This window comes from Devosia sp. P2_G7 (genome assembly GCF_056403495.1).
In genome coordinates, this window is record NZ_JBFUFI010000002.1 from 218453 (window position 1) to 240286 (window position 21834).

Annotated in this window: 23 protein-coding genes; 13 read left to right on the forward strand and 10 right to left on the reverse strand. The window is 64.8% G+C overall.

What is annotated here, in order from left to right:
• Window positions 1–3: 3 nt before the first annotated feature.
• The 4 genes from AC1DWU_RS04220 to AC1DWU_RS04235 all read right to left on the reverse strand — a co-directional run bounded on the left by AC1DWU_RS04220 (window position 4) and on the right by AC1DWU_RS04235 (window position 2698).
• On the reverse strand, window positions 4–771 hold the full coding sequence (locus AC1DWU_RS04220) for an META domain-containing protein (RefSeq protein WP_477148717.1): 768 nt from the start codon (window positions 769–771) through the stop codon (window positions 4–6).
• Window positions 772–860: 89 nt separating this feature from the next.
• The gene (locus tag AC1DWU_RS04225; protein ID WP_477148718.1) at window positions 861–1364 is read right to left on the reverse strand and encodes an ureidoglycolate lyase; all 504 of its coding nucleotides are present in this window, start codon (window positions 1362–1364) and stop codon (window positions 861–863) included.
• A 61-nt stretch (window positions 1365–1425) separates the two neighbouring features.
• Window positions 1426–1857 carry a cupin domain-containing protein gene (locus AC1DWU_RS04230; protein WP_477148719.1) on the reverse strand — a complete coding sequence of 144 codons (432 nt, stop codon included), beginning with the start codon at window positions 1855–1857 and terminating at the stop codon, window positions 1426–1428.
• 19 nt (window positions 1858–1876) lie between these two features.
• Entirely contained in the window at window positions 1877–2698 is an 822-nt protein-coding gene (locus AC1DWU_RS04235) for a bifunctional allantoicase/(S)-ureidoglycine aminohydrolase (RefSeq protein WP_477148720.1), read from the reverse strand.
• A gap of 141 nt (window positions 2699–2839) precedes the next feature.
• Between AC1DWU_RS04235 and AC1DWU_RS04240 the strand changes: the two genes are divergently transcribed.
• The 3 genes from AC1DWU_RS04240 to AC1DWU_RS04250 all read left to right on the forward strand — a co-directional run bounded on the left by AC1DWU_RS04240 (window position 2840) and on the right by AC1DWU_RS04250 (window position 3505).
• Window positions 2840–2986 carry a hypothetical protein gene (locus AC1DWU_RS04240; protein ID WP_477148721.1) on the forward strand — a complete coding sequence of 49 codons (147 nt, stop codon included), beginning with the start codon at window positions 2840–2842 and terminating at the stop codon, window positions 2984–2986.
• 81 nt (window positions 2987–3067) lie between these two features.
• Entirely contained in the window at window positions 3068–3262 is a 195-nt protein-coding gene (locus AC1DWU_RS04245) for a hypothetical protein (RefSeq protein WP_477148722.1), read from the forward strand.
• 3 nt (window positions 3263–3265) lie between these two features.
• On the forward strand, window positions 3266–3505 hold the full coding sequence (locus tag AC1DWU_RS04250) for a hypothetical protein (protein ID WP_477148723.1): 240 nt from the start codon (window positions 3266–3268) through the stop codon (window positions 3503–3505).
• A gap of 20 nt (window positions 3506–3525) precedes the next feature.
• Here the strand turns inward: AC1DWU_RS04250 and AC1DWU_RS04255 are convergent, their stop codons facing one another.
• The 6 genes from AC1DWU_RS04255 to puuE all read right to left on the reverse strand — a co-directional run bounded on the left by AC1DWU_RS04255 (window position 3526) and on the right by puuE (window position 9136).
• On the reverse strand, window positions 3526–4245 hold the full coding sequence (locus AC1DWU_RS04255; RefSeq protein ID WP_477148724.1) for a DNA alkylation repair protein: 720 nt from the start codon (window positions 4243–4245) through the stop codon (window positions 3526–3528).
• Window positions 4246–4252: 7 nt separating this feature from the next.
• Window positions 4253–6016, reverse strand: coding sequence for a serine hydrolase (locus AC1DWU_RS04260; RefSeq protein ID WP_477148725.1), 1764 nt, complete (start codon window positions 6014–6016; stop codon window positions 4253–4255).
• Window positions 6017–6071: 55 nt separating this feature from the next.
• Entirely contained in the window at window positions 6072–6530 is a 459-nt protein-coding gene (locus AC1DWU_RS04265; protein WP_477148726.1) for a VOC family protein, read from the reverse strand.
• 100 nt (window positions 6531–6630) lie between these two features.
• The gene (locus AC1DWU_RS04270; RefSeq protein ID WP_477148727.1) at window positions 6631–7113 is read right to left on the reverse strand and encodes an SRPBCC family protein; all 483 of its coding nucleotides are present in this window, start codon (window positions 7111–7113) and stop codon (window positions 6631–6633) included.
• Between the two features lie 20 nt (window positions 7114–7133).
• Window positions 7134–7490, reverse strand: a complete 357-nt coding sequence (locus tag AC1DWU_RS04275; protein WP_477148728.1) for an ArsR/SmtB family transcription factor — start codon at window positions 7488–7490, stop codon at window positions 7134–7136.
• 227 nt (window positions 7491–7717) lie between these two features.
• A complete protein-coding gene (puuE, locus tag AC1DWU_RS04280; RefSeq protein WP_477148729.1) occupies window positions 7718–9136 on the reverse strand; it encodes an allantoinase PuuE in 1419 nt (472 codons plus the stop codon).
• 209 nt (window positions 9137–9345) lie between these two features.
• Between puuE and uraH the strand changes: the two genes are divergently transcribed.
• From uraH to guaD, 10 genes are all read left to right on the forward strand, one after another.
• On the forward strand, window positions 9346–9702 hold the full coding sequence (gene uraH / locus AC1DWU_RS04285) for a hydroxyisourate hydrolase (RefSeq protein WP_477148730.1): 357 nt from the start codon (window positions 9346–9348) through the stop codon (window positions 9700–9702).
• Complete coding sequence (xdhA, locus tag AC1DWU_RS04290; RefSeq protein WP_477148731.1) at window positions 9703–11166, forward strand: xanthine dehydrogenase small subunit; 1464 nt, start codon at window positions 9703–9705, stop codon at window positions 11164–11166.
• A complete protein-coding gene (xdhB, locus tag AC1DWU_RS04295; RefSeq protein ID WP_477148732.1) occupies window positions 11163–13490 on the forward strand; it encodes a xanthine dehydrogenase molybdopterin binding subunit in 2328 nt (775 codons plus the stop codon). Before xdhA ends, xdhB begins: the two co-directional genes overlap by 4 nt.
• Complete coding sequence (xdhC, locus tag AC1DWU_RS04300) at window positions 13487–14368, forward strand: xanthine dehydrogenase accessory protein XdhC (protein ID WP_477148733.1); 882 nt, start codon at window positions 13487–13489, stop codon at window positions 14366–14368. The genes xdhB and xdhC overlap by 4 nt, the downstream gene beginning before the upstream one ends.
• Window positions 14358–15926, forward strand: a complete 1569-nt coding sequence (locus tag AC1DWU_RS04305) for an ABC transporter ATP-binding protein (RefSeq protein WP_477148734.1) — start codon at window positions 14358–14360, stop codon at window positions 15924–15926. The genes xdhC and AC1DWU_RS04305 overlap by 11 nt, the downstream gene beginning before the upstream one ends.
• Window positions 15916–17010: an ABC transporter permease gene (locus tag AC1DWU_RS04310; RefSeq protein ID WP_477148735.1), complete on the forward strand. Its 1095-nt coding sequence runs from the start codon at window positions 15916–15918 to the stop codon at window positions 17008–17010. Before AC1DWU_RS04305 ends, AC1DWU_RS04310 begins: the two co-directional genes overlap by 11 nt.
• 8 nt (window positions 17011–17018) lie before the next feature.
• Window positions 17019–17936, forward strand: a complete 918-nt coding sequence (locus AC1DWU_RS04315; protein ID WP_477149056.1) for an ABC transporter permease — start codon at window positions 17019–17021, stop codon at window positions 17934–17936.
• Window positions 17937–17965: 29 nt separating this feature from the next.
• Entirely contained in the window at window positions 17966–19051 is a 1086-nt protein-coding gene (locus AC1DWU_RS04320; RefSeq protein WP_477148736.1) for a BMP family ABC transporter substrate-binding protein, read from the forward strand.
• 193 nt (window positions 19052–19244) lie between these two features.
• Entirely contained in the window at window positions 19245–20465 is a 1221-nt protein-coding gene (locus tag AC1DWU_RS04325) for a urate hydroxylase PuuD (RefSeq protein WP_477148737.1), read from the forward strand.
• Complete coding sequence (gene guaD / locus AC1DWU_RS04330) at window positions 20462–21769, forward strand: guanine deaminase (protein WP_477148738.1); 1308 nt, start codon at window positions 20462–20464, stop codon at window positions 21767–21769. The genes AC1DWU_RS04325 and guaD overlap by 4 nt, the downstream gene beginning before the upstream one ends.
• The last annotated feature ends 65 nt before the right edge of the window (window positions 21770–21834 follow it).

Below are 21834 nucleotides of genomic sequence, written 5' to 3' on the forward strand. Positions count from 1 at the left end.
AACCTAGAAGCGTGACTTGGCGAGGCTCGCGAGTTCGATCCCTGCACCGTCGATCAGCACCAGGTGGTCCTTGTCTAGCCGCCAGAAGCGGGTGTCGGCGAGGGCGGCGAAGAAGCTGTCTTCCTGCTTGGTGGCGTCTTCGGACTGGCAAGCCATGCGGGTGGCTGCGACGGCGCTGAAGATCAGCCGCTCGGCATTCACTTCGGCCTGGGCGAACCACGAGTTGCAGCCCCCGCGGCCGCCGGCACGCATGTCCGAAGCGATGGACAGCGAGGAGACGACGCCGCGGGCTACGGGTGCGCCATTGATGGTTTCGGCCTGCCAGGTGATGTCGAGGATTGGCGGCGGGGGCGGAGCGACCTCGGGCTCGACGACAGCCTCGTCGGCGGGCACCATGTTGACGATGATGAGGATCGGGGCGGCCGGCGCCAGCGGGTCGATGGCGTAGGGCTCAGCGTTGCGGAACCACACCGTGTCCTCGCCGGAAATCTCGGCGACCAGCGCGTAGTTGTGCCCGGCGACGATGACGTTCTCGTCGAAGTTCAGGGTGAAAGTCAGCGGTACCTGGCCGGGGCTCGCAATCGGCGCTTTGGCCGAAACGCGGGGCTCGTCGGGCGTGGCGAGGTCGATCAGCGAGACCATCAGCGTGCCACCGGGCGGCAGCGCGATCCGCTCGCGGTAGGTCACGTCGCCCTTGAGGGTCACCTTGGCGGCGAGCGCAGGGCTCGCGAACGCCAGCAGCAGCGCCGCGATGGCCAGAACGATACGCATGGAAATGCCTCCACCCTCAGTCTGTTGGGTTAGATTATGGAGCAATTGCAACGTAGTTGCGACGGGGAACGGACGTCTCGGTAAAGAATTCAGCCGCGTTGCGCTACCAAGTACGGCTCGTCGAAGAAGTATTCCTCGAGGTTGTTGCCTTCGCCGCCGCGGTCGATGATCAGGAAATCAGAGGTCTCGCCGAGCGGCGTCAGCACGCCGTGCCAGGTATTCATCGCCATGTTGATGCCCTGTCCGGGCGCTGCGAGAAAGGCGCGCGGAGTGCCGGGCACGCCGCCCTCATCGGGCGCAACGATGGAGAGGAACGGCCGCTGCGACAGCGGATAGAACGCCTGGCTGCCGAGCGGGTGGCGTTCCACCATCTTCAGCGTTAGCGGCAGGGGGTAGTGTTGCCCCCGGGCGATCGACACCAGTGGGCGCGGATGCACGCCGCCGAGCTCGACCTTGGCGAGATCGTGGTAGCGCTCGGTAATGCCTCCATTGATCGGGTAGTGGTGTGCGCCTTCGGTCTCGATCACCTGGCCGAACGGCGCGTAGGCCTCGCGGGTCAGCGGTTCGATGAAAATGGTGCGGCCGGCTGTCATCGCGACTCTCTCGTGGTGCGCCAAACTTAGCCGATGTGCCGCGTGGCGAAAGCCCGGCCGCTCACGGGGCGATCTTGATTGTGTTGGCCTTGCTGCCGCCACCCATGTAGACGGCGACAAGCTTCATCGGCACCGTGCCGGTATTGGTGCCGTTGTGCGGCCAGCCGACGGCTTCGAGCAACGCGTCGCCGGCGCGGTAGGTCTTCTTGCCCTTGTCGCCGTAGTCGACCGTCAGTTCGCCCTCAAGAATGTAGGCGAACAGCGGCACCTCGTGCTCGTGCAACCCGGTCTCGCCGCCGGGCGGGATGGTGACGATGGCGGCGGTGACGTTGGGCGTGCCTTCGGGGTAGGCGAGGGGCGCACCCAGCACGTCATTGCCGCTTTGCAGCAGCGGCGTGAGGAGGTTCTGGTAGGTCTGCGGCGTCAGATCCTCGGCCTGCGAGGTGGAGCCGAACGCCAGAACGAGCACGGCGGCATAGGCTAGGCGTTTCATCGGTTCCCCCCAGGAGCGGCTAGAGCGTGAGCTTCATATGCCGGTTGACGTCCTTGTAGAGCAGGTAGCGGAAGCGACCCGGGCCGGCGTAGCAGGCCTGCGGGCAGAAGGCGCGCAGCCACATGAAATCGCCGGCCTCGACCTCGACCCAGTCGCGATTGAGACGGTAGACCGCCTTGCCTTCTAGCACGTACAGGCCGTGCTCCATGACGTGGGTCTCCTCGAATGGGATCACCGCGCCGGGCTCGAGCGTCACGATGTTGACGTGCATGTCGTGGCGGACGTCGGTGGGATCGACGAAGCGGGTGGTGCCCCAGCGGCTATCGGTGCCCGGCATCCAGATGATCGGCTCGTCCTGCTCGTTGGCGACGAACGCGGCGGGCGTATCGATGCCCTCGACGGCCTCGTATCGCTTGCGCACCCAGTGGAAGCGGACCGGCGCAGTCGACTTGTTGGTCAGGGCCCAGCGCGTGCCGGGCGGCAGAAAGGCATAGCCGCCGGCCTTCAACAGGTGGGTCTTGCCTTCGAGGGTCAGCGTGGCCTGCCCATCGACGACGAACAGCACACCCTCGGCGCCCGCATCAGGCTCCGGCTTGTCGCTGCCGCCACCGGGGAACACTTCGACGATGTACTGTGAGAAGGTCTCGGAGAAGCCCGTCATCGGGCGGGCGATGATCCAGGCGCGGGTGTCCTTCCAGTGCGGCAGGTAGCTGGTGACGATGTCCCGCATGACCCCATGCGGAATCACGGCATAGGCCTCTGTGAAAACGGCGCGACCGGTGTGCAGCGCGGTCTGATCGGGCAGGCCGGCCATCGGGCTGGCGTAGGTATTGGGGGCCATGGGACGCAATGGTTGTGGAAGACGAGTCGTCTTAGCACGGACGCCGCAGGGTCATCTCCCCCCTTGCGGGGGAGAAAGCGATTTCTTGGGCTTAGCGTTTGCTAAGCCTTAGAAATCGCAAGAGAGGGAACCCGTACGCTGGTGACGATCACCGAGGAGGGTTGGAAGGAATCGCAGAAGGCGTTGGAGGCCTGCATCGGCAATACCGAAGGCTGGACCGGGATGCTGTGCGCTATGAAGGTCTATCTCGAGCACGGCTTCAACCTGCGCGAGGGGTTCTACAAGTAGCGCCGCGGCCGTTAACGGGCGTGGGCCAAGACGAAGCGCCACTGTCAGGAAAAGTTTAGGAATCGGGCGCAGACTCCGTACATGGCTACGCAACCGCACCATGACCCACATCGCCCGCTGCTCGATCCGATCCAGCTCGAGGAGGCTGGACGTGCACTGAGACAGTGGATCGACCGCCTGCTCGGCCATGCCGAGCCGCAGGTCAACACCGACATCGACTGGGAAGACGGCGAACCCAGGGACGATCGGCGCGATGGGTTGTCTCCGGGGCACTGACCGATGGATTGGCTCCGCGACTTTCAGCAGTCGTTCCGGGAGCCGGTCTACGGATTTCTCACCACGTTCTGGCCTGTGCTGGCAGTCATCGCGCTGGTGGCTCTCGGCTGGCTGTTCGGCAGCATGGTCCAAAGAGCCCGTCGTGGCGGCGGGGGAGATAGCGGCGGCGGAGGGGACGGAGATTTCTCGTTCGGCGACTCCGATGGGGATGGCGGCGGTGATGGCGGTGGCGGCGGCGACTGAGGTTCAGTAGCGCTCGCAGGTCATTTCGCCTTGCCCATCGCCAGGTAGCGGGCGCGCTCTTCCGGGGAATAGTGCTCGAGTGCGTTCCGAAGCATGACGCGCGGCATGCGGGCGGCGTGCTTGTCGAGGAAGGCGTTCAGCGCCGGGCGATTGGTGTCGGTGGTGCGCAGCATCCAGCCGACCGCCTTGTGGATTAGGTCCTCGCGGTCGTCGATCAGTAGTTCGGCGATGGCGAAAGCGTCGTCGAGCTGGCCGCGCCGGATAAACGAGAAGGTCGCGAGGATGGCGGTGCGGCGCTCCCATATGCTGCCGGATTTTGCCAGCCGGTGGAGGATGTCGCGCGGGCGATCGACGAGGTGCGGGCCGATCACGTAGTAGGCGGCGAGGTCGACCAGATCCCAGTTGTTGATGCGATCGTGCCGGCGGAGGTAGAGGTCGAACAGCTCCTGCCTGCGCTCGGGCGCGGTCTTCTTCGCCGCGTACTGCTTGGCCATGATGCTCATGGCGGCAGCGCGGGCCTCGTGGATGTCCGACTCCATGAGCTTTTCGATCTCGGCCGGCGGGGTCAGTATGAATTCCTTGGCGAGGGCGAAGACGTGGCCCATGCGGACGCCGATGAAGGTGTCGCCATGGGCGTACTCGCCCTCGCCGAACTTGAAATAGCGCTGGTACTTCTTCAGCTCCTCGCCCGACTGCAACTCGTGCAGCCGCGCGAGGACGGCGTCGGCGGTGAGATCCATCTGCCCCTCAGAAGGTCTGGCCCATCTGATCCATTACCATCTCCAGCCCCTGTTGCGAGCCGTCCATCAGTGCCTGTGTCGTGGTGGTGTGCTCGGTGATGGTGACGACCGTTTTCTCGCCCTCGGGAACGAGCGTCACCACGGTCCCGACGTTGCGCGGGAATTCGGCGGGCATGCCGATGCTGGTCGGCTCGATCAGGTTGCCGTCTTTGTCGGAGAGGTTCTGAGTGTATTCGATCCGCTCGTTGGGCACGACCTTGCTGTAGTCCCAGCGCATCCAGATCTCAAGACCCTCAGGCGAGCGCATACAGACGATCGAGGCGCTGCCTTCCCGAACGTCCATCCGCGCTTCCGGGCACGTCCAGGGCTTGGGCCCCCACCACTTCATCACCTGGGGATCTTCGGCCCAGGCGGCCCACACCCGCGTGGGCGAGGCATTGAAGGTACGGGTGACGGCGACGTCATGGGTGATCAGCGCGGGCACGGCAGCAACTCCCTCGGTAGCGGCGCCGATGGCGGTGTAAGCGCCGCGCCAGAAGTCGTGGAATTCGGCAGAGGCGACATAGTATTGCACCGACTGGGTGAACATCAGGCCTATGAGGCCGGTGTTCGGGTCGTTGATCCAACTGGTGCCGTAGCCGCCGTTCCAGCCGTGGCGGCCGGGTATGGGGGAGATGTCGTCGGGCGCATCGTAGGTCAGCACACCATAGCCCCAGCCCTTGTTGTCGAAGAAGCCCGGCACGAAACCCGCGCCCTGCTTCTGCTCGGGCGTGAGCTGGTTGTGGGTCATCTCGGCGACGGATGCCTCGCTTAGCAGGCGCGCTCCGTTGTGCACGCCCTTATTCAGCAGCATGCGGGCAAAGGCCAGGTAGTCGTCGAGCGTCGAGACGAGACCGCCGGCGGCGGACGGGAAGCTCGGCGGCCGGCTCCAGATGCCGTCGATCGGATCCTCCATGAACTGCTCATTGCTGGCGAAGTTCACCGAATAGGCGGGCTGGAAGCGATCGAGCTTGTCGGGCGGCACGAAGAAGCCGGTATCGACCATGCCGAGCGGCTGGAAGATACGGGTCAAGAGGAACTGCTCGAGCGGCATGCTGGAGGCGCGGGCGATCAGCACGCCGAGCAGGAGCGAGCCGGTGTTGTACATCCAGGTCTCGCCCGGCTGATGCATTAGCGGCAGCTCGGCGAACTTCGCCATCCACTCGTCCGGCGTCCACGGGGTCGGGGGCACCGGCTGTCCGTTGACCAGCCGACGTTCGTCGATCGCCTGCTGGATCGGCAGGGTGGGGTCGAACAGTATGCCGAAACCGAGCGTGAAGTTCATCAGGTCCCGGACGAGAATCGGGCGCGCCGCCGGAACGGTGTCGGTGATCGGGCCCTTGATGTCCCTCAGCACCTGCCGGTTGGGGAGTTCGGGGAGCAGGCGATCGACGGGCTCGTCGAGCGTGAGCTTGCCATCCTCGATCAGCATCATCACGGCCGCGGTGCCAATGGCTTTGCCGACCGAGGCGATGCGGAAGATGGTGTCGCGGCGCATTGGTACGCCGCCCTCGTAGGCGGTGTTGCCGGCAGTATCGACGATCACCTCGTCGCCCTTGGCGAGCAACCAGACGGCGCCGGGCATCTGGCCGGCGGCGATCGAGCCTTCGATCTTTTTCCGCAACTCGCTGAGCGCCATTCCGTCGAAGGCGGAGCTCTGGGCAAGGACGGGGCGGGTGGCGGCGGCCAAAGCGATAGCGCTCGCCGCCAGAAGGAACTGGCGTCTCTGCATTTTCCGGTACTCTTTTGGGGTTGGAGGGGGGAGCATTGCTTCCCCGAGCGGCGGCTTACTTGCCGGCGTAGGCTTTCTCGAGGTCGGCCACCACGATCTTCTTCATCTGCAGCATAGCCTGCATGGCGCGGGCGGCACCCGCGCGGTCGCTACCGCCGAGGAGCTCGCCGAGCTGCTTGGGGACGATCTGCCAGCTGAGGCCATATTTGTCCTTCAGCCAGGAGCACTCGCTCTCTTCGCCGCCATCGGCGGTGAGCGCGTCCCAATAGTAGTCGACTTCCTTCTGGCCCTCGCAATCGACGGTGAAGGAGATCGCCTCGGTGAACTTGAACATCGGGCCACCGTTCAGTGCCACGAATTCCTGGTCCTTCAGGCGGAAAGTCATGGTGATGATGCGACCATCGGGATAGCGGTCCACCTTGTGGATTTCGCCGTCCTTGAAGGTCTTGATGTAGAAGTTGACCATGTCTTCGATGCGATCGTCGATCCACAGGCAGGGCATGATCTTGGGCATTTGACGTCTCCTCGTTGGGGTTGAGTTCTCCCGTTCACTGCACGGGTAACGTGCAGCGGCGGGAATGGTCGTAGTGGTCGTCGGTTAATGGGGCGCTGGGCTAAGCGGTCAGCCGCTCCGCCAGCAATTCGTCGAGGCGCTTGAAACCCATCTCCATGCCCTCGGCCATCGGGGTGGCCTTGGCGCCGTCGCGGGCTTCCTTGCTGGCGTAGAGCACCGTCAGGACGGAGAGCGTCTTGCCGCCCTCCTCGGTGAAGGCGTTGGTGTTGATGGTCTCGCCGCCGGTCCAGTCGATATCGAAGCGCTCGGTCGACTTGATCCATTCGGGACGAGTGATCTCTTGAATGACGCCGCCATGCGCCATCTCATAGCCCCCGGGACCGACAGCGACGAAGCGCCATTTGCCGCCCACGCGAGCATCGAATTCGCAGGTCTGGAGTACCCATTCGGCAGGGCCGAGCCAGCGCTTGATCAGGGCCGGGATGGTCCAGCAATCGAAGACGAGGTCGCGTGGGGCGTTGAATTCACGCGTCACGGCGATCTCGCGGTCGGAGGGCAGTGTGATGGACAGGGGCTTGAACATGGGCGGCTCCTCCGCTTGCTTCAGTTCTTCTTGTCGCCCTTGGGGGCGAAGCGCTGCAACTCGTCGAGCAGGTTGTCGAGGCGCTGGTAGCTCTGCTCCCAGAACTTGCGGTAGTTCTCGAGCCAGCCCACCGCATCGGCCAGCGGCAACGCCTCGATGTGCACCGGGCGGCGCTGCGCGTCCTTGCCACGGGATACCAGCCCGGCAGCTTCCAGTACCTTGATATGCTTGGAAATGGCCGGCTGGCTCATGTTGAAGGGCTCGACCAGTTCGTTCACCGACGCGTCGCCCTCGGCCAGACGCGCAAGGATGGCGCGCCGCGTCGGGTCCGCAAGGGCGGCGAAGGTGAGATCGAGCTGGGTTTGGGTCGCGGGCATTTCATAACCTGTTCGCTATATAACGATATGGTTATGATTGATGTCGGAGAGGATGTCAAGCGGGTGGTGCGGGATTTCGTCCGGGCAAGCGGAAGCGGACGGCCGCCTCCCGGCCTCCCCCATGAAGGGGAGGTGAAGAAGGGCCGGTGCTCAGGCTTGATGGTGCCAAGAACTGGATGAGACACCTCCCCTTGTGGGGGAGGATGGGAGGGGCCGTCTGCCTCGGCTTACGCGCCCAGAATCTGCCGGATCCGCAGTTCCGCGATCCGCTCGACCTGCCGGCAGGCCGTGGCGAACTCCACGTCCCGATCATTGGCCAGCCGCTTCTCGAAGGCCTGCATGATCTGCGCCTTGGTGTTGTCCCGCACCGCGATGATGAAGGGGAAGCCGAACTTCTCCACATAGGCGTGGTTCATGTCGCCAAACGCCGTGCGTTCCGCGTCAGTGAGCGCATCGAGGCCGGCCGAGGCCTGCTCGGCTTCGGACTCCGAGGTGAGCCGCTTGGCGGCCGCCAGCTTGCCGGCCAGATCCGGGTGGGCATTGAGCACGCCGAGCCGCTCCTCGTCGGTGGCCGAGCGGAACACCTGGCACATCAGCGCATGGAGACCGGTGGCCGTGTCGTGCGCCGGTCCCATCTCACGCTTATGGGCGCGGGCGGCAACCCACTCCGAGTGCTCGAAGACGTTGCCGAACAGCTGGGTGAAATCGTCCAGCGCCAGTTCGGACGGGACAATCTCCTGCTCTACATAGGGGTGCGTCTTCAGCCAATGCTCGGCGATATCGATACGCTTGGCGATCCAGACCTTCTCCTTGGTCATGATGTAGTCGACGAAGCGCTTCAGCCCGGCGAAGCGGCCGGGCATGCCGACGAGGCGGCAGTGGAGCCCGAGCGACATCATCTTGGGCGAGCCGGCCTGGCCCTCCTCGTAGAGAACGTCGAAACTGTCCTTGAGCAGCTGGAAATATTCGTCGCCATTGGCGAAGCCGGACGGCGTGGTGAAGCGCATGTCGTTGGTGGCGAGCGAGTAGGGGATGATCAACTGCGGCGCGCCGAAGTGTTCGCGGTAGTAGGGCAGGTCATCATCGTAGGTGTCGGAGACATAGGCGAAGCCGCCTTCCTCGCTGGCGAGATCGACGGTGTTCACCGATGTGCGACCGCAATACCAGCCGGTGGGGCGGCTGCCGACGACCTCGGTGTGGAGCTTGATCGCGGCGTGCAGGTCCTCGCGCTCGTGCTCGATGTCGTAGTCCTTGTAGTCGATCCACTTCAGCCCATGGCTGGCGATCTCCCAGTCGGCGTCGAGCATGGCCTTCACCTGCTCGGGCGAGCGCTGCAAGGCGGTAGCGACGCCATAAACGGTGACCGGCAGGTTGAGGCCGGTAAACAGCCGGTGCAGGCGCCAGAAGCCGGCACGAGCGCCATATTCGTACATCGACTCGACGTTCCAGTGGCGCTTGCCCGGCCAGGGAGCGGCGCCGATCACGTCGACGAGGAACGCTTCCGACGCGGCATCGCCGTGGAGGATGTTGTTCTCGCCGCCTTCCTCGTAGTTGAGGACGAACTGCACCGCGATGTGCGCACCGCCCGGCCATTGTGCGTCCGGCGGATTGGGACCGTAGCCCTGCAGGTTGCGGGGATAGCGCATGGGTACACCTCGTAGTTCGTCAGGAATTTATGGCCCGGGGCAGCGGCCCGCCGCAAGGCCGGCAAAAGTGGACCAGTTGGTAAAATTCCGGTCGTGACCCCCTTGGAACGGAGCCGAATATGCTCAATAGTCGGGCAATCTTGAACGAGTGCCTCAACGGCAAGCGGCGGCCGTTCGGGCGGCCCAACGAGGGGCGAAGGAAGTTACATATGGCGGGTTCAGCACGCCTGACGACGCACGTACTCGACACCACGCACGGCAAGCCGGCCGCCGGAATGCGACTCGACCTGCTCATGGTACATGGTGATCACACGCACCATATATGGTCCGGACACACCAATGCCGACGGGCGGGTGGACCAACCGCTGCTGGAAGGCGACCGCTTCCATCTGGGCAGCTACGAGCTGATCTTCCATGTGGGGCAGTATTTCGAGCGGCTAGGCGTCGATCTCGCCGCCCCGTTCCTCGACACGGTGCCGGTCCGTTTCGTTTTGAGCGAGATGGCGCATTACCACGTGCCGCTGCTCGTTTCGCCCTATGGGTACTCGACCTATCGGGGGAGCTGAATGACCGAGATACGCAACCAGCTGCGATTCATCCTCAACGACCAGGACGTCGTGCTGGAAAGCATTTCGGCGACGCGCACGCTACTGGATTTCCTGCGCCTCGACAGGCGGATGACCGGCTCGAAAGAGGGCTGCGCCGACGGCGATTGCGGGGCCTGCACGGTGCTGGTCGGGCGGTTGAGCGGCGATGAGCTGGTCTACGAATCCGTCAACGCCTGCATATGCTTCGTCGGATCTATTGATGCGACGCATGTAGTGACCGTGGAGCATCTTTCGGCCGCTAACGGGCCGCTGCATCCGGTGCAGCAGGCGATGGTCGACAATCACGGCAGCCAGTGTGGCTTTTGCACGCCGGGCATCGTGATGTCACTCTATGGGCTGTGGATGCAGGACACCAACCCCTCCACCAACGCCATCGAGACGGCACTGCAGGGGAACCTCTGCCGCTGCACCGGCTATGCGCCGATCATCAAGGCAGGCAAGGCGATATCGAGCTACGGGGCGCTGGCGGCTGATCCGCTGGAGACCGAGCGTCAGTCGATCAAGGCGCGGTTGCAGGCTATGCGCGACGGCAGGCGGGTGGAGATTGGTGAGGGCAAGGACCGGCTGATCGTGCCGGCTTCAGCCGACGATCTGGCCGAGGTGTATGCGGCCAACCCGACCGGCACGCTGGTGTCGGGCGCTACGGACGTTGGCCTCTGGGTCACCAAATTCATGCGCGACATTGGACCGATGATCTTCATCGGCGAGGTGCCGCAATTGCACCGGATCGAAGAGACGGATGGCGCGCTGAAGCTCGGGGCAGGGGTAACCTACACCGAAGCGACGGGCGCGATTACACGACGCTTCCCGCAGCTCGAGGAGCTGTGGATGCGGATTGGCGGCGCGCAGGTGCGCAACATGGGTACCATCGGCGCCAACATCGCCAATGGTTCGCCGATCGGCGATACGCCGCCGCCGCTGATGGCGCTGGGCGCCTCGATCACGCTGCGGAAGGGCGATGTACGCCGCGAGGTGAGGCTCGAGGACTTCTTCATCGCCTATGGCAAGCAGGACCGGCAGCCTGGCGAGTTCGTCGAGAGCGTCACCATCCCGTCGCTGCCCGAGGGCGAACTGTTCGCCTGCTACAAGATCACCAAGCGCAAGGATGAGGACATCTCGGCGCTGTGCGGCGCGTTCCGGCTGAAGCTCCATGGCGACAAGGTCGCGGCGATCACCATCGCCTATGGCGGGATGGCGGCGACGCCGAAGCGGGCCAAGGCAGTGGAAGCGGCGCTGCTGGGCAGGGCGTGGAACGTCGCGACGGTCGAAGCCGCAATCCCGGCGTTTGCCGAGGACTACCAGCCGCTGACGGACATGCGCGCTTCGGCCGAGTACCGGCTGCTGGCCGCGCAGAACCTGCTGCGCCGATTCTTCCTCGAGACAACTGGCGAGGGCCAGCGGCTGACGAGGGAGGTGGCATGAACAAGCAATCTCCGATCACCACCTCGCCGCTGCATGTTTCCGCGCCACACGACTCCGCAATCAAGCAGGTGGCCGGGCGAGCCGATTACATCGACGACCTGGTCGAGCCCGAGGGCACGCTGCACGCCTATCTCGGCATTTCGACCAAAGCACACGCCGAAATCGCCTCGATGAACCTCGATGCGGTCCGCAAGGCGCCCGGAGTCATCGGCGTCCTGACCGCCGAGGACATCCCGGCCGAGAACGACATCAGCTCGGTGCACAAGCACGACGAGCCAGTGTTTGCGTCGACCCATGTCGTCACCTGGGGCCAGCCGCTGTTCGCGGTGATCGGCAAGACCCGTGAAGCGGCGCGGCGGGCGGCAAAGCTGGTGAAGATCGAGTATCGCGACCTGCCGCATGTCACCGATGTGGATGCGGCGGTAGCGGCGGGCGGCAAGCTCGTCACCGAGCCGCTGAAGCTCGAGCGCGGCGATGTCGATGTGGGGCTCACGGGGTCGCAGCATCGGGCCAAGGGTCGGGTGCGGATCGGCGGGCAGGAGCATTTCTACCTCGAAAGCCAGGCGGCGCTCGCCATTCCGGGCGAGGATGACGAAGTCACGCTCCAGGTTTCGAGCCAGCACCCGACCGAAATCCAGGTGATGGTGGCGCAGGTGCTGGGCGTGCCGCATGCTGCCGTGACAGTGAACATGCGCCGCATGGGCGGCGGCTTCGGCGGCAAGGAAACGCAGGGGAACCTGTTCGCGGTGGTCGCTGCGGTGGCGGCGAAGAAGTTCAACAAGGCGGTGAAGATCCGCCCCGACCGCGACGATGATTTCCAGATCACCGGCAAGCGCCACGATTTCGTCGTCGACTACGATGTCGGCTACAATTCGGACGGCAGGATCCAGGCGGTGACGGCGACCTACGCGGCGCGCTCTGGCTATTCGGCCGACCTCTCCGGTCCGGTGACTGACCGGGCGCTGTTCCATGCCGACAATGCCTACTGGTATCCGGCGGTGCGAGTGAACTCGCTGCCGCTGCTCACCAACACTGTGTCGAACACCGCCTTCCGCGGCTTTGGCGGGCCGCAGGGGATCATCGCGGCGGAGCGCTGGATCGAGGATATCGCCTACGCCCTGGGCAAGGATCCGCTGGAGATCCGCAAGGCCAATTTCTACGGCACTGACATCAACAACGTGACGCCCTACCACCAGGTGGTGGAGGACAATGTCATCCACCGGGTGATCGACGACCTCGAGCAGACCTCGGACTACCAGGCCCGCCGCGCCGCGATCCTTGCGTTCAACAAGACCAGCAAGGTGCTGAAGAAGGGCATCGCGATGGTGCCGGTGAAGTTCGGCATCTCGTTCACCGCCACCTGGCACAATCAGGCCGGCGCGCTGGTGCATGTCTATCGCGACGGCTCGATCCATCTCAGCCACGGCGGCACCGAGATGGGGCAGGGGCTCCACATCAAGGTGATGCAGGTGGTCGCCGATGCCTTCGGCGTGCCGGTGGAGCGGGTGCAGATCACGGCGAGCAATACCGGCAAGGTGCCCAACACCTCAGCTACGGCTGCTTCGTCGGGCACCGATCTCAACGGCATGGCGGCGCTGGACGCGGCCAACCAGATCAAGGCGCGGATGGCCGCGCATGCGGCGTTCATCTACGAGGTCGAGCCCTCGGAAGTGCAGTGGGAGTTCGGGGGTATTCGCGCCGGCCAGCAGTTCGTGCCGTTCGATGAACTGGCGACCTCGTGTTGGATGAACCGGGTGCAGCTTTCGGCCGCCGGGTTCTACAAGACGCCGAAGATCCATTGGGATCGCGCCACCGGCCGTGGCCACCCGTTCTACTACTTCGCCTATGGCGCCGCGGCGTCTGAGGTGACCATAGATACGTTGACCGGTGAGTACCAGATCGACCGCTGCGATGTGCTCGAGGATGTCGGCCGCTCGCTCAACCCGGCGATCGATATCGGACAGGTGGAAGGCGGCTTTATCCAGGGCGTCGGCTGGCTGACCACCGAGGAATTGTGGTGGGACGACAAGGGGCAACTGCGCACCCACGCGCCCTCGACTTACAAGATACCCGTCGCCTCCGATGTGCCGCGCATCTTCAATGTGAAGCTCGCGGATTGGAGCATTAACAAGGAGCCGGCGATCGGCCGGAGCAAGGCCGTCGGCGAGCCGCCGCTGGTGCTCGGCTATTCAGTGGTCGAGGCGCTCTCGATGGCTGTGGCGTCCGTCGCCGACTACAAGATCGCGCCGCAGCTCGACATGCCGGCGACGCCGGAGCGCGTGCTGATGGGCGTCGAGCGGATGCGGAAAGGGCGCGCAGCGTGAGCATCTCCCCGCAGGAGATACGCACCTTTCTCGCCGCCAACCCAGCGGCCATTGTCGCCGAACTCACTGCCGTTCGTGGCTCGTCGCCGCGTGAGGCGGGGACGTTCATGCTGGTTTCGTCCGAGGCGCAAACCGGCACCATCGGCGGTGGCGCGCTCGAATACATGGTGATCGACCGCGCGCGGCAGGTGCTGCGTAGCGGCGAGCACGAAGACAGCCTCGATATCCCGCTCGGCCCCGAGATCGGCCAATGCTGCGGTGGTCGGGTGGATGTGTCGCTGAAGCGGCTGACTCCGGCGATTGCGAAGGCGCTGGTCGCGCGGCTAGAGGTCGAGCTCGCGACGCGCCCGCATGTCTACCTGTTCGGTTCCGGTCATGTCGGCCATGCGCTAGCTCGCGCACTGTCGGCGCTGCCGCTACGGGTGCACGTGGTGGATACCCGACCGGACGAGTTGGTGAACCTCCCCGACAACGTCGAAACCCACGCGGTGGCAATGCCCGAGGCGGTGGTGCGTTCTGCCCCAGCCGGCAGCGCCTACGTCATCCTCACCCACGATCACGCGCTGGATTTCCTGATCGCCGCGGAAGCCTTGCAGCGGGCCGACGCGCCGTACATCGGCATGGTCGGTTCCAAGACCAAGAAGGCCCGGTTTCGCAGCTGGTATCTCGACGAGGACTACCCCGCAGCGCCCCTCGACCGGCTGGTGCTGCCAATCGGCGGCAAGGCGTTCCCCGAGGGGCTTGGGGACAAGCGGCCGGAAGTCATCGCGGCGCTGGCGGCGGCGGAAATTCTGGTCCACATTGGCCGGCGGGAAGTCGAAGATATCAAGGCGCGGCCGGCCAGTGTAACGAAGTCGGGAGCCGCTGTTGGACAGTAGCATCGCGCCGCGTCTGCAATTGACGGGTATCACCAAGCGCTTTCCCGGCGTCCTTGCCAACGACAGCGTTTCGTTTTCCGTCCTGCCCGGCGAGATCCACGCGCTGCTTGGTGAGAACGGGGCTGGCAAGTCCACGCTGGTCAAGATGATCTACGGGATCATGCAGCCTGACGCCGGCGAAATCCGCTGGAACGGCCACCCGATCACCGTCAGCAATCCCAAGGCCGCCCGCAAGCTCGGCATCGGCATGGTGTTCCAGCACTTCTCGCTGTTCGAGGCGATGACGGTGCTGGAGAACATCGCGCTGGGCATGGATTCGAAGATCCACGCCCGCGATCTCGAAAAGAAGATCGCCGAGGTGATGACGCAGTACGGGCTGAAGCTCGACCCGCATCGCACGGTCTCGACGCTGTCGGTCGGCGAACGCCAGCGGATCGAGATCGTGCGCGCGCTGCTGCTCAACCCGTCGCTGCTGATCATGGACGAGCCCACCTCGGTGCTCACCCCGCAGGAGGTGGAGCAACTGTTCGTGGTGCTGCGCCAGCTGGCGAGCGAGGGCTGCTCGATCCTCTACATCTCCCACAAGCTGCACGAGATTAAAGCGCTGTGTGAGACCGCGACGATCCTCCGCGGCGGCAAACTCGTCGATACGCTTGATCCCAGGGTCGAGACCTCGCGCTCGATGGCGGAGAAGATGATCGGCGCGGGCCTCAAGGAGATCAGCAAGCCGGCCGGGCGCTCGCTCGGCAAGGAGAAGCTGGTGGTCAACCGGCTGACCATCCCGGGAGCAGGGCCGTTCGGCATTCCGCTGCGCAACATCAGCTTCACGGTGCGGGCCGGAGAAATCTTCGGCATCGCGGGTGTTGCTGGCAACGGCCAGAATGCGCTGCTGCTGGCGCTTTCGGGCGAAGTGCTGTCGGGCGACGCCGAGGCGATCACCATCGACGGCGCGCCGGTCGGCCAGCTGCCGGCCAAGTCGCGGCGGCTCAAGGGCCTCGCCAGCGTGCCGGAAGAGCGGAACGGCCACGCCGCGGTGCCCGAGTTCAGCCTCGCGGACAACACCATTCTCACCGCCCGCGACCGGCTCGGCATGGTCAGCGCCGGGCTGATCAAGGCGGGGGCCGCCAAGACCTATGCCGGCGAGGTGATTACCGCCTTTGCGGTAAAGGCGCTGGGGCCCGGTGCGACAGCCGGTTCGCTGTCGGGCGGGAACCTGCAGAAGTACATCATGGGCCGCGAAATCCTGCAGAAGCCCAGCGTGCTGGTGGTCAGCCAGCCGACCTGGGGCGTCGACGCAGGGGCTGCGGCGGCGATCCACCAGGCTATCGTCGACCTCGCCGCCGCTGGTTCGGCGGTGGTGGTGATCAGCCAGGATCTCGATGAGCTGCTATCGCTCTGCGACACGCTGGCGGTGATCAACGAGGGCCGGTTGTCACGGCCGATGCAGGTCGCGGGCGCCGATATCGAGGAGATCGGCCTGTTGATGGGCGGCATTCACGGCGAAGCGCCGACGACGCCGACTGCTGACGCGGAGCTGGAGTTGGCCCATGCGCATTAAGCTCGAGAAGCGCCAGGAGCCGAGCAAGCTGATGCAGGTGGTGACGCCGATCGCCTCGGTATTGCTCACCATGCTGGTCGGCGTCGTGGTGTTCGACCTGCTCGGCATCGATGGCCAGCGGGCGGTGATCGACATCTTCGTTACGCCGCTGCTCGCGTCGTACAAATGGCAGGATGTGGCGGTGAAAGCCGCGCCGCTCATCATCATCGCGCTCGGCCTTTCCATCGGCAACCGCGCCAATGTCTGGAACATCGGCGCCGAGGGGCAGTACATTATCGGAGCCCTGTGTGCCGCCGGCATCGGCCTTGCCGCGGGCACGGCGGGCGGGCCGATCATTGTCGTCACCATGATCCTCGCCGGCATCGTCGGCGGCAGCGCCTGGGCCATGGTCCCGGCGGCGCTGAAGACCCGCTTCGGGGTAAATGAAATCCTCTCCAGCCTGATGCTCACGTATGTGGCGCTGCAGGTGCTGAGCTATCTGGTTGGCGGCCCGTGGAAGGACCCCAACGGCCGCAACTTCCCGGCCACCGCGCCGCTGCAGCCGGACCAGACGCTGCCGATCCTGTTCCCAGGCAGCACCGTCCATCTCGGCGTCGCCATTGCCGTGGTGCTGCCGTTCGTGTTCTGGCTGCTGATGTCGCGTTCGGTGTTCGGCTACCAGATCCGCGTCGTCGGTTCGGCGCCCAATGCGGCGCGGCATGGTGGCTTCGACGGCAACCAGACGGTATGGCTTGCCATGCTTATCGGCGGCGGCATGGCGGGCCTCGCCGGGGCGCTGGAGTTTGCCGGTGCGCTGAAGGCGATCAATCTCGGCTTCCCGTCCGGCTACGGCTTTACCGCCATCATCGTGTCATTCCTCGGCCGGCTGCATCCGATCGGGTGTCTGATCGCCGGCATTGTGCTGGCTGTCACCTATGTCGGCGGGCAGGTGGCGCAGACCACGGTGCATATTCCCAACGCCACGGCCGGCATCTTCCAGGCGATGATGCTGTTCTTCATCCTCGCGAGCGACATCTTGGTCCGCTACCGCGTGCGAGTGGTTCCGTCGGTCAAAGCTGCTCCGCAGCCGGCAGCGGGGGAATAGCGATGAGCATGGATTTCATCATCGCAGCCATCATCACCATCGTCGGTATCTCGACACCGATCCTGCTTGCGGGGCTCGGTGAACTGGTGGTGGAGAAATCTGGCGTCCTCAACCTCGGCGTCGAAGGCATGATGCTGGTCGGCGCAATCGCCGGGTTCGCGGCGACGGTCTTGACCGGCAACCCGTGGCTCGGAGTGCTCGGCGCCGGAGTTGCGGGAGCGCTCGCCGCGTCACTGTTCGGCTTCTTCGTCCTGACGCTGAATTCCAACCAGGTGGCGACCGGGCTGGCGCTGACCATTTTCGGCACGGGTCTCTCGTCGCTGATCGGCCTCAGCTTCGTCGGCCGGATCATCCCGCAGTTCGGCTCGATCTTCCCGCCCGAGCTGGCGCGTGATCCGCTGCTCAAGGTCTTCTTCGGCTACTCGCCGATCGTCTATTTCGCGCTGATCATGGTGTTCGCGGTCGGCTGGTTCCTCAAATCCACCCGCTCGGGCCTGATCCTGCGCGCCGTCGGCGAGAACGACCTTTCGGCGCACTCGATCGGCTACTCAGTGGTCGGCGTGCGCTACGCAGCGGTCGCCTTCGGCGGGGCCATGGCAGGCATCGGCGGGGCGTACTTCTCCATGGTGATCACCCCGATGTGGGCCGAGCGGATGACCGCGGGCCGTGGCTGGATCGCGCTGGCGCTGGTGGTGTTCGCCGGCTGGCGCGCTGGGCGCCTGCTTGCCGGGGCGTACTTCTTCGGCATCCTGATGGCGCTCGAGCTCTACGCAAAGGCGGCGGGGTTCTCGATCCTGCCGTCGCAGTTCTGGGCAGCGATGCCCTACCTCATGACCGTTGTGGTCCTGACGCTGATCTCCATGCGGGATCGGGTCGGCCTCAACGCGCCTGCTTGCCTCGGCAAGCCCTTTCTTCCCGCAACGTAGAAACGCCAATAACGTAACAGGAGACGTCCATGGCAAATCTCAATCGCCGCCACTTCATCGCTGCCGCAGGTGCGGCCGCCGCGGCCCTGCCGCTGGTCGGCGGTACTGCCTTCGCGCAGGAAAAGATCAAGATCGGCTTCATCTTCCTCGGCCCGATCGGCGACTACGGCTGGACCTGGGCCCACAACAAGGGCCGCGAAGCGGTGAACGCCGCGCTCGGCGACAAGGTCGAGACGATCTATGTCGAGAACGTCGCTGAAGACGCCTCGGCCATCCCGGTGATCCGCGACCTGGCCCAGCAGGGTTGCAAGCTGATCTTCACCACCTCCTACGGCTACATGGATCAGACCATCGAAGTCGCCAAGGAATTCCCGGACGTGAAGTTCGAGCACGCCACGGGCTTCAAGCGCGCCGACAACGTCTCGACCTACAACTCCAAGTTCCACGAAGGCCGCGCCGTGCTCGGCACGATCTCGGGGATGATGGGCAAGTCCGGGACGCTCGGCTATCTCGGCTCGTACAAGGTGCCCGAAGTGGTGCTGGGCGTGAACTCGTTCGCGCTCTCGGCGCAGCGGAAGAACCCCGACGCCAAGGTCAAGCTGGTGATGATCGACAGCTGGTTCGACCCGCCGAAGGAGGCCGCGGCCACCGAGACGCTGATCAACCTCGGCTGCGATATCGTCACCACCCATACCGACAGCCCGGCCGCGTTGCAGATCCTCGAGCAGAAGGGCCTCCATGGCTTCGGCCAGGGCGCCGACATGTCGAGCTTCGCGCCGAATGCCCACCTCACCGCCATCGAGGACATCTGGGGCCCGTACTACATCGAGCGCGCCCAGGCGATCGTCGACGGCACCTGGACTTCGACCGACACCTGGGATGGCTTCAAGGAAGGCACCGTGGTGATCTCGCCCTACAACAAGGCGGTCCCGGCGGACGTCGTCGCCGAGGCGGACAAGATCCAGGCCGGCTACAAGGACGGCACGTTCAACATCTTCACCGGCCCGATCTACGACCAGGACGGCAACCTGAAGGTGAAGGAAGGCGAAGTGATCTCCGACGCCGACCTCGCGGTGATGGACTGGTTCGTCAAGGGCGTCGAAAGCGCTGCCTGATTTCGCTATGAACTGAGAGGAGGCGGGCGCGAGTCCGCCTCTTTTCACGGGTGGTGTCCATCACCAGCGTCATTCCGCGAAGGCGAGAACGTAGTGCGGACTAGCCTCCGCACCAGTGCATTTAGGACGATCCCACTGGGTTCCCGCCTTGGCGGGAAAGACCTCGGTGGGGTTGGCAGGGACCAGGGAACCGATGACCGACTACGCAATCTTCTGGGAGTGGTTGAGCTTCGCCGTGCGCTGGACGCACGTGATAACGGCCATCGCCTGGATCGGCTCGAGCTTCTATTTCATCGCGCTGGACCTGGGATTGCGGAAGACGCCGAGCCTGCCGCCGCTGGCGCATGGCGAGGAGTGGCAGGTCCACGGGGGCGGCTTCTACCACATCCAGAAATATCTGGTGGCGCCGGATTTCCTCCCCGAGCACCTGACCTGGTTCAAGTGGGAGAGCTACTTCACCTGGATTTCCGGGTTCATGCTGCTGGTCGTCGTCTACTATTTCGGCGCCGACCTGTTCCTCATCGACCGGCACGTGCTCGACATCGCGAACTGGCAGGCGATCCTCATCTCGCTCGGTTCGATCGTTTTCGGCTGGTACGCCTACGACTTGCTCTGCAAGTCGCGGATCGGCAACTCGACCGGTGGGCTGATGGTGGTGCTGTTCGCCATCCTCACGGCGATGAGCTGGGCATACACGCAGGTGTTCACCGGCCGGGCCGCGATGCTGCACATGGGTGCGTTCACCGCGACGATCATGGCGGCGAACGTCGCGATGATCATCATCCCCAACCAGAAGATCGTGGTGGCGGACCTGAAGGCGGGGCGGGTGCCGGATGCCAAGTACGGCAAGATCGCCAAGCAGCGGAGCCTGCACAACAACTACCTCACCCTACCGGTGATCTTCTTCATGCTCTCGAGCCACTACCCGCTGGCCTTCGCCACGCAGTGGAACTGGCTGATCGCCTCGCTGATCTTCCTCGAGGGCGTGCTGATCCGGCACTTCTTCAACACTCGCCATGCGCGTAAGGGCAACCCGACCTGGACCTGGCCGCTGGTGATCGTGATCTTCATCCTCTGCGCCTGGCTATCGAGCGGCCCGAAGCTGCCGACCGGGGCGGAAACGGTTGCTTCGCCCCAGGCGACGCTGCTGATGCAGTCGCCGCATTTCCGCGCTGCTTCCGATGTGGTGCAGACCCGCTGCACGATGTGCCATACCGCCGAGCCGGCGTGGGAGGGCATCGCCGAGGCACCCAAGAACGTGATCCTCGACAACGACATTGCCGTCGCCAACCACGCCGAGCAGGTGGCGATGCAGGCCGGCTATTCGCACGCCATGCCGCCCGGCAACGTCACCGACATGACGGACGAGGAGCGCGCGCTGATCGTCGCCTGGTTCCGCGAGGGCTCGCAGTGAAGATCACCATTCTTCGCGGGCGCGTGCTGACCTTCGTCGAGGAGCCGCGGAGGCGGGACGACCACGCCTCGTATCGCTACATCGAGGACGGCGCCGTGGTGATCGGCGACGGCAAGATCGTCATGGTGGGCGAGTGGAACGAGCGCGCTGCGTCACATCACGATGCGGCCGAGATCATCGACCACCGACCGCACCTGATCATGCCGGGGTTCATCGACCCGCATATCCATTTCCCGCAGATGCAGGTGATCGGTGCCTATGCGGCGGCGCTGCTCGAGTGGCTCAACACCTACACCTTCGTCGAGGAGCAGCGGTTCGGCGACGAGGCTCATGCGACGCGCATCGCCTCGCGCTTTTTCGATGAGCTGATCCGGCACGGGACTACCACGGCGGCGGCCTATTGCTCGGTGCACCCGCAATCGGTTGATGCGTTCTTCGGCGAAGCCGAGAAGCGCGACATGCTGATGGTTGGCGGCAAGGTGATGATGGACCGCAACGCGCCGCCCGGGCTGCTGGATACGCCGCAGTCGGGCTACGACGACACCAAGGCCGGCATTGCCAAGTGGCACGGGCGGGGCAGGGCGCATTACGCGATCACGCCGCGCTTCGCCATCACCTCGACCCACGAGCAGATGGCGATGGCCGAGGCGCTGGCGCGGGAGTTTCCGGACCTCCACATCCAGACCCACGTCAGCGAGAACCTCGCCGAGATCGCCTATGCCAACGAGTTGTTCCCGAACTACGGGGACTATGTCGGGATTTACGAGAAGTTCCACCTGCTCGGACCCAAGACGCTGCTCGGGCACTGCATCCACCTCAGTCACCGCGAGACCGAGGTGATTTCGGAGACGCGGTCGGTGGCGGTGTTCTGCCCGACCTCGAACCTGTTCATCGGCTCGGGCCTGTTCGACTACGAACGGCAGCATGAGCGCGGGGTGCGGATCGCCACCGCGACCGATGTGGGTGGCGGCAGTTCGTACTCGATGCTGCGCACCATGGACGAGGGCTACAAGGTGATGCAGCTACGCGGCCAGCGGCTGACGCCGTTCCGCTCGTTCTTCCACATGACGCTAGGCAACGCCCGGGCGATGAGCCTCGACGGGCGCATCGGCACGCTCGAGGCGGGCAAGGAGGCCGACATCGTGGTGCTGAACTCGGGCGCGACGCCGCAGATGGCGCTGCGGATGGAGACCTGCAAGTCGCTGGAGCAGGAGCTGTTCCTGCTGCAGACCTGCGGCGACGACCGCGCGGTGGTCGAGACCTACGTGATGGGCAAGCCGATGAAGTCGGCGCTTGCGGCCTGACGGCCCAACCGGCTCATTCCCGCGAAGGCGGGAACCTAGTGCGGGGTCGCCACCGCCACAGCTGT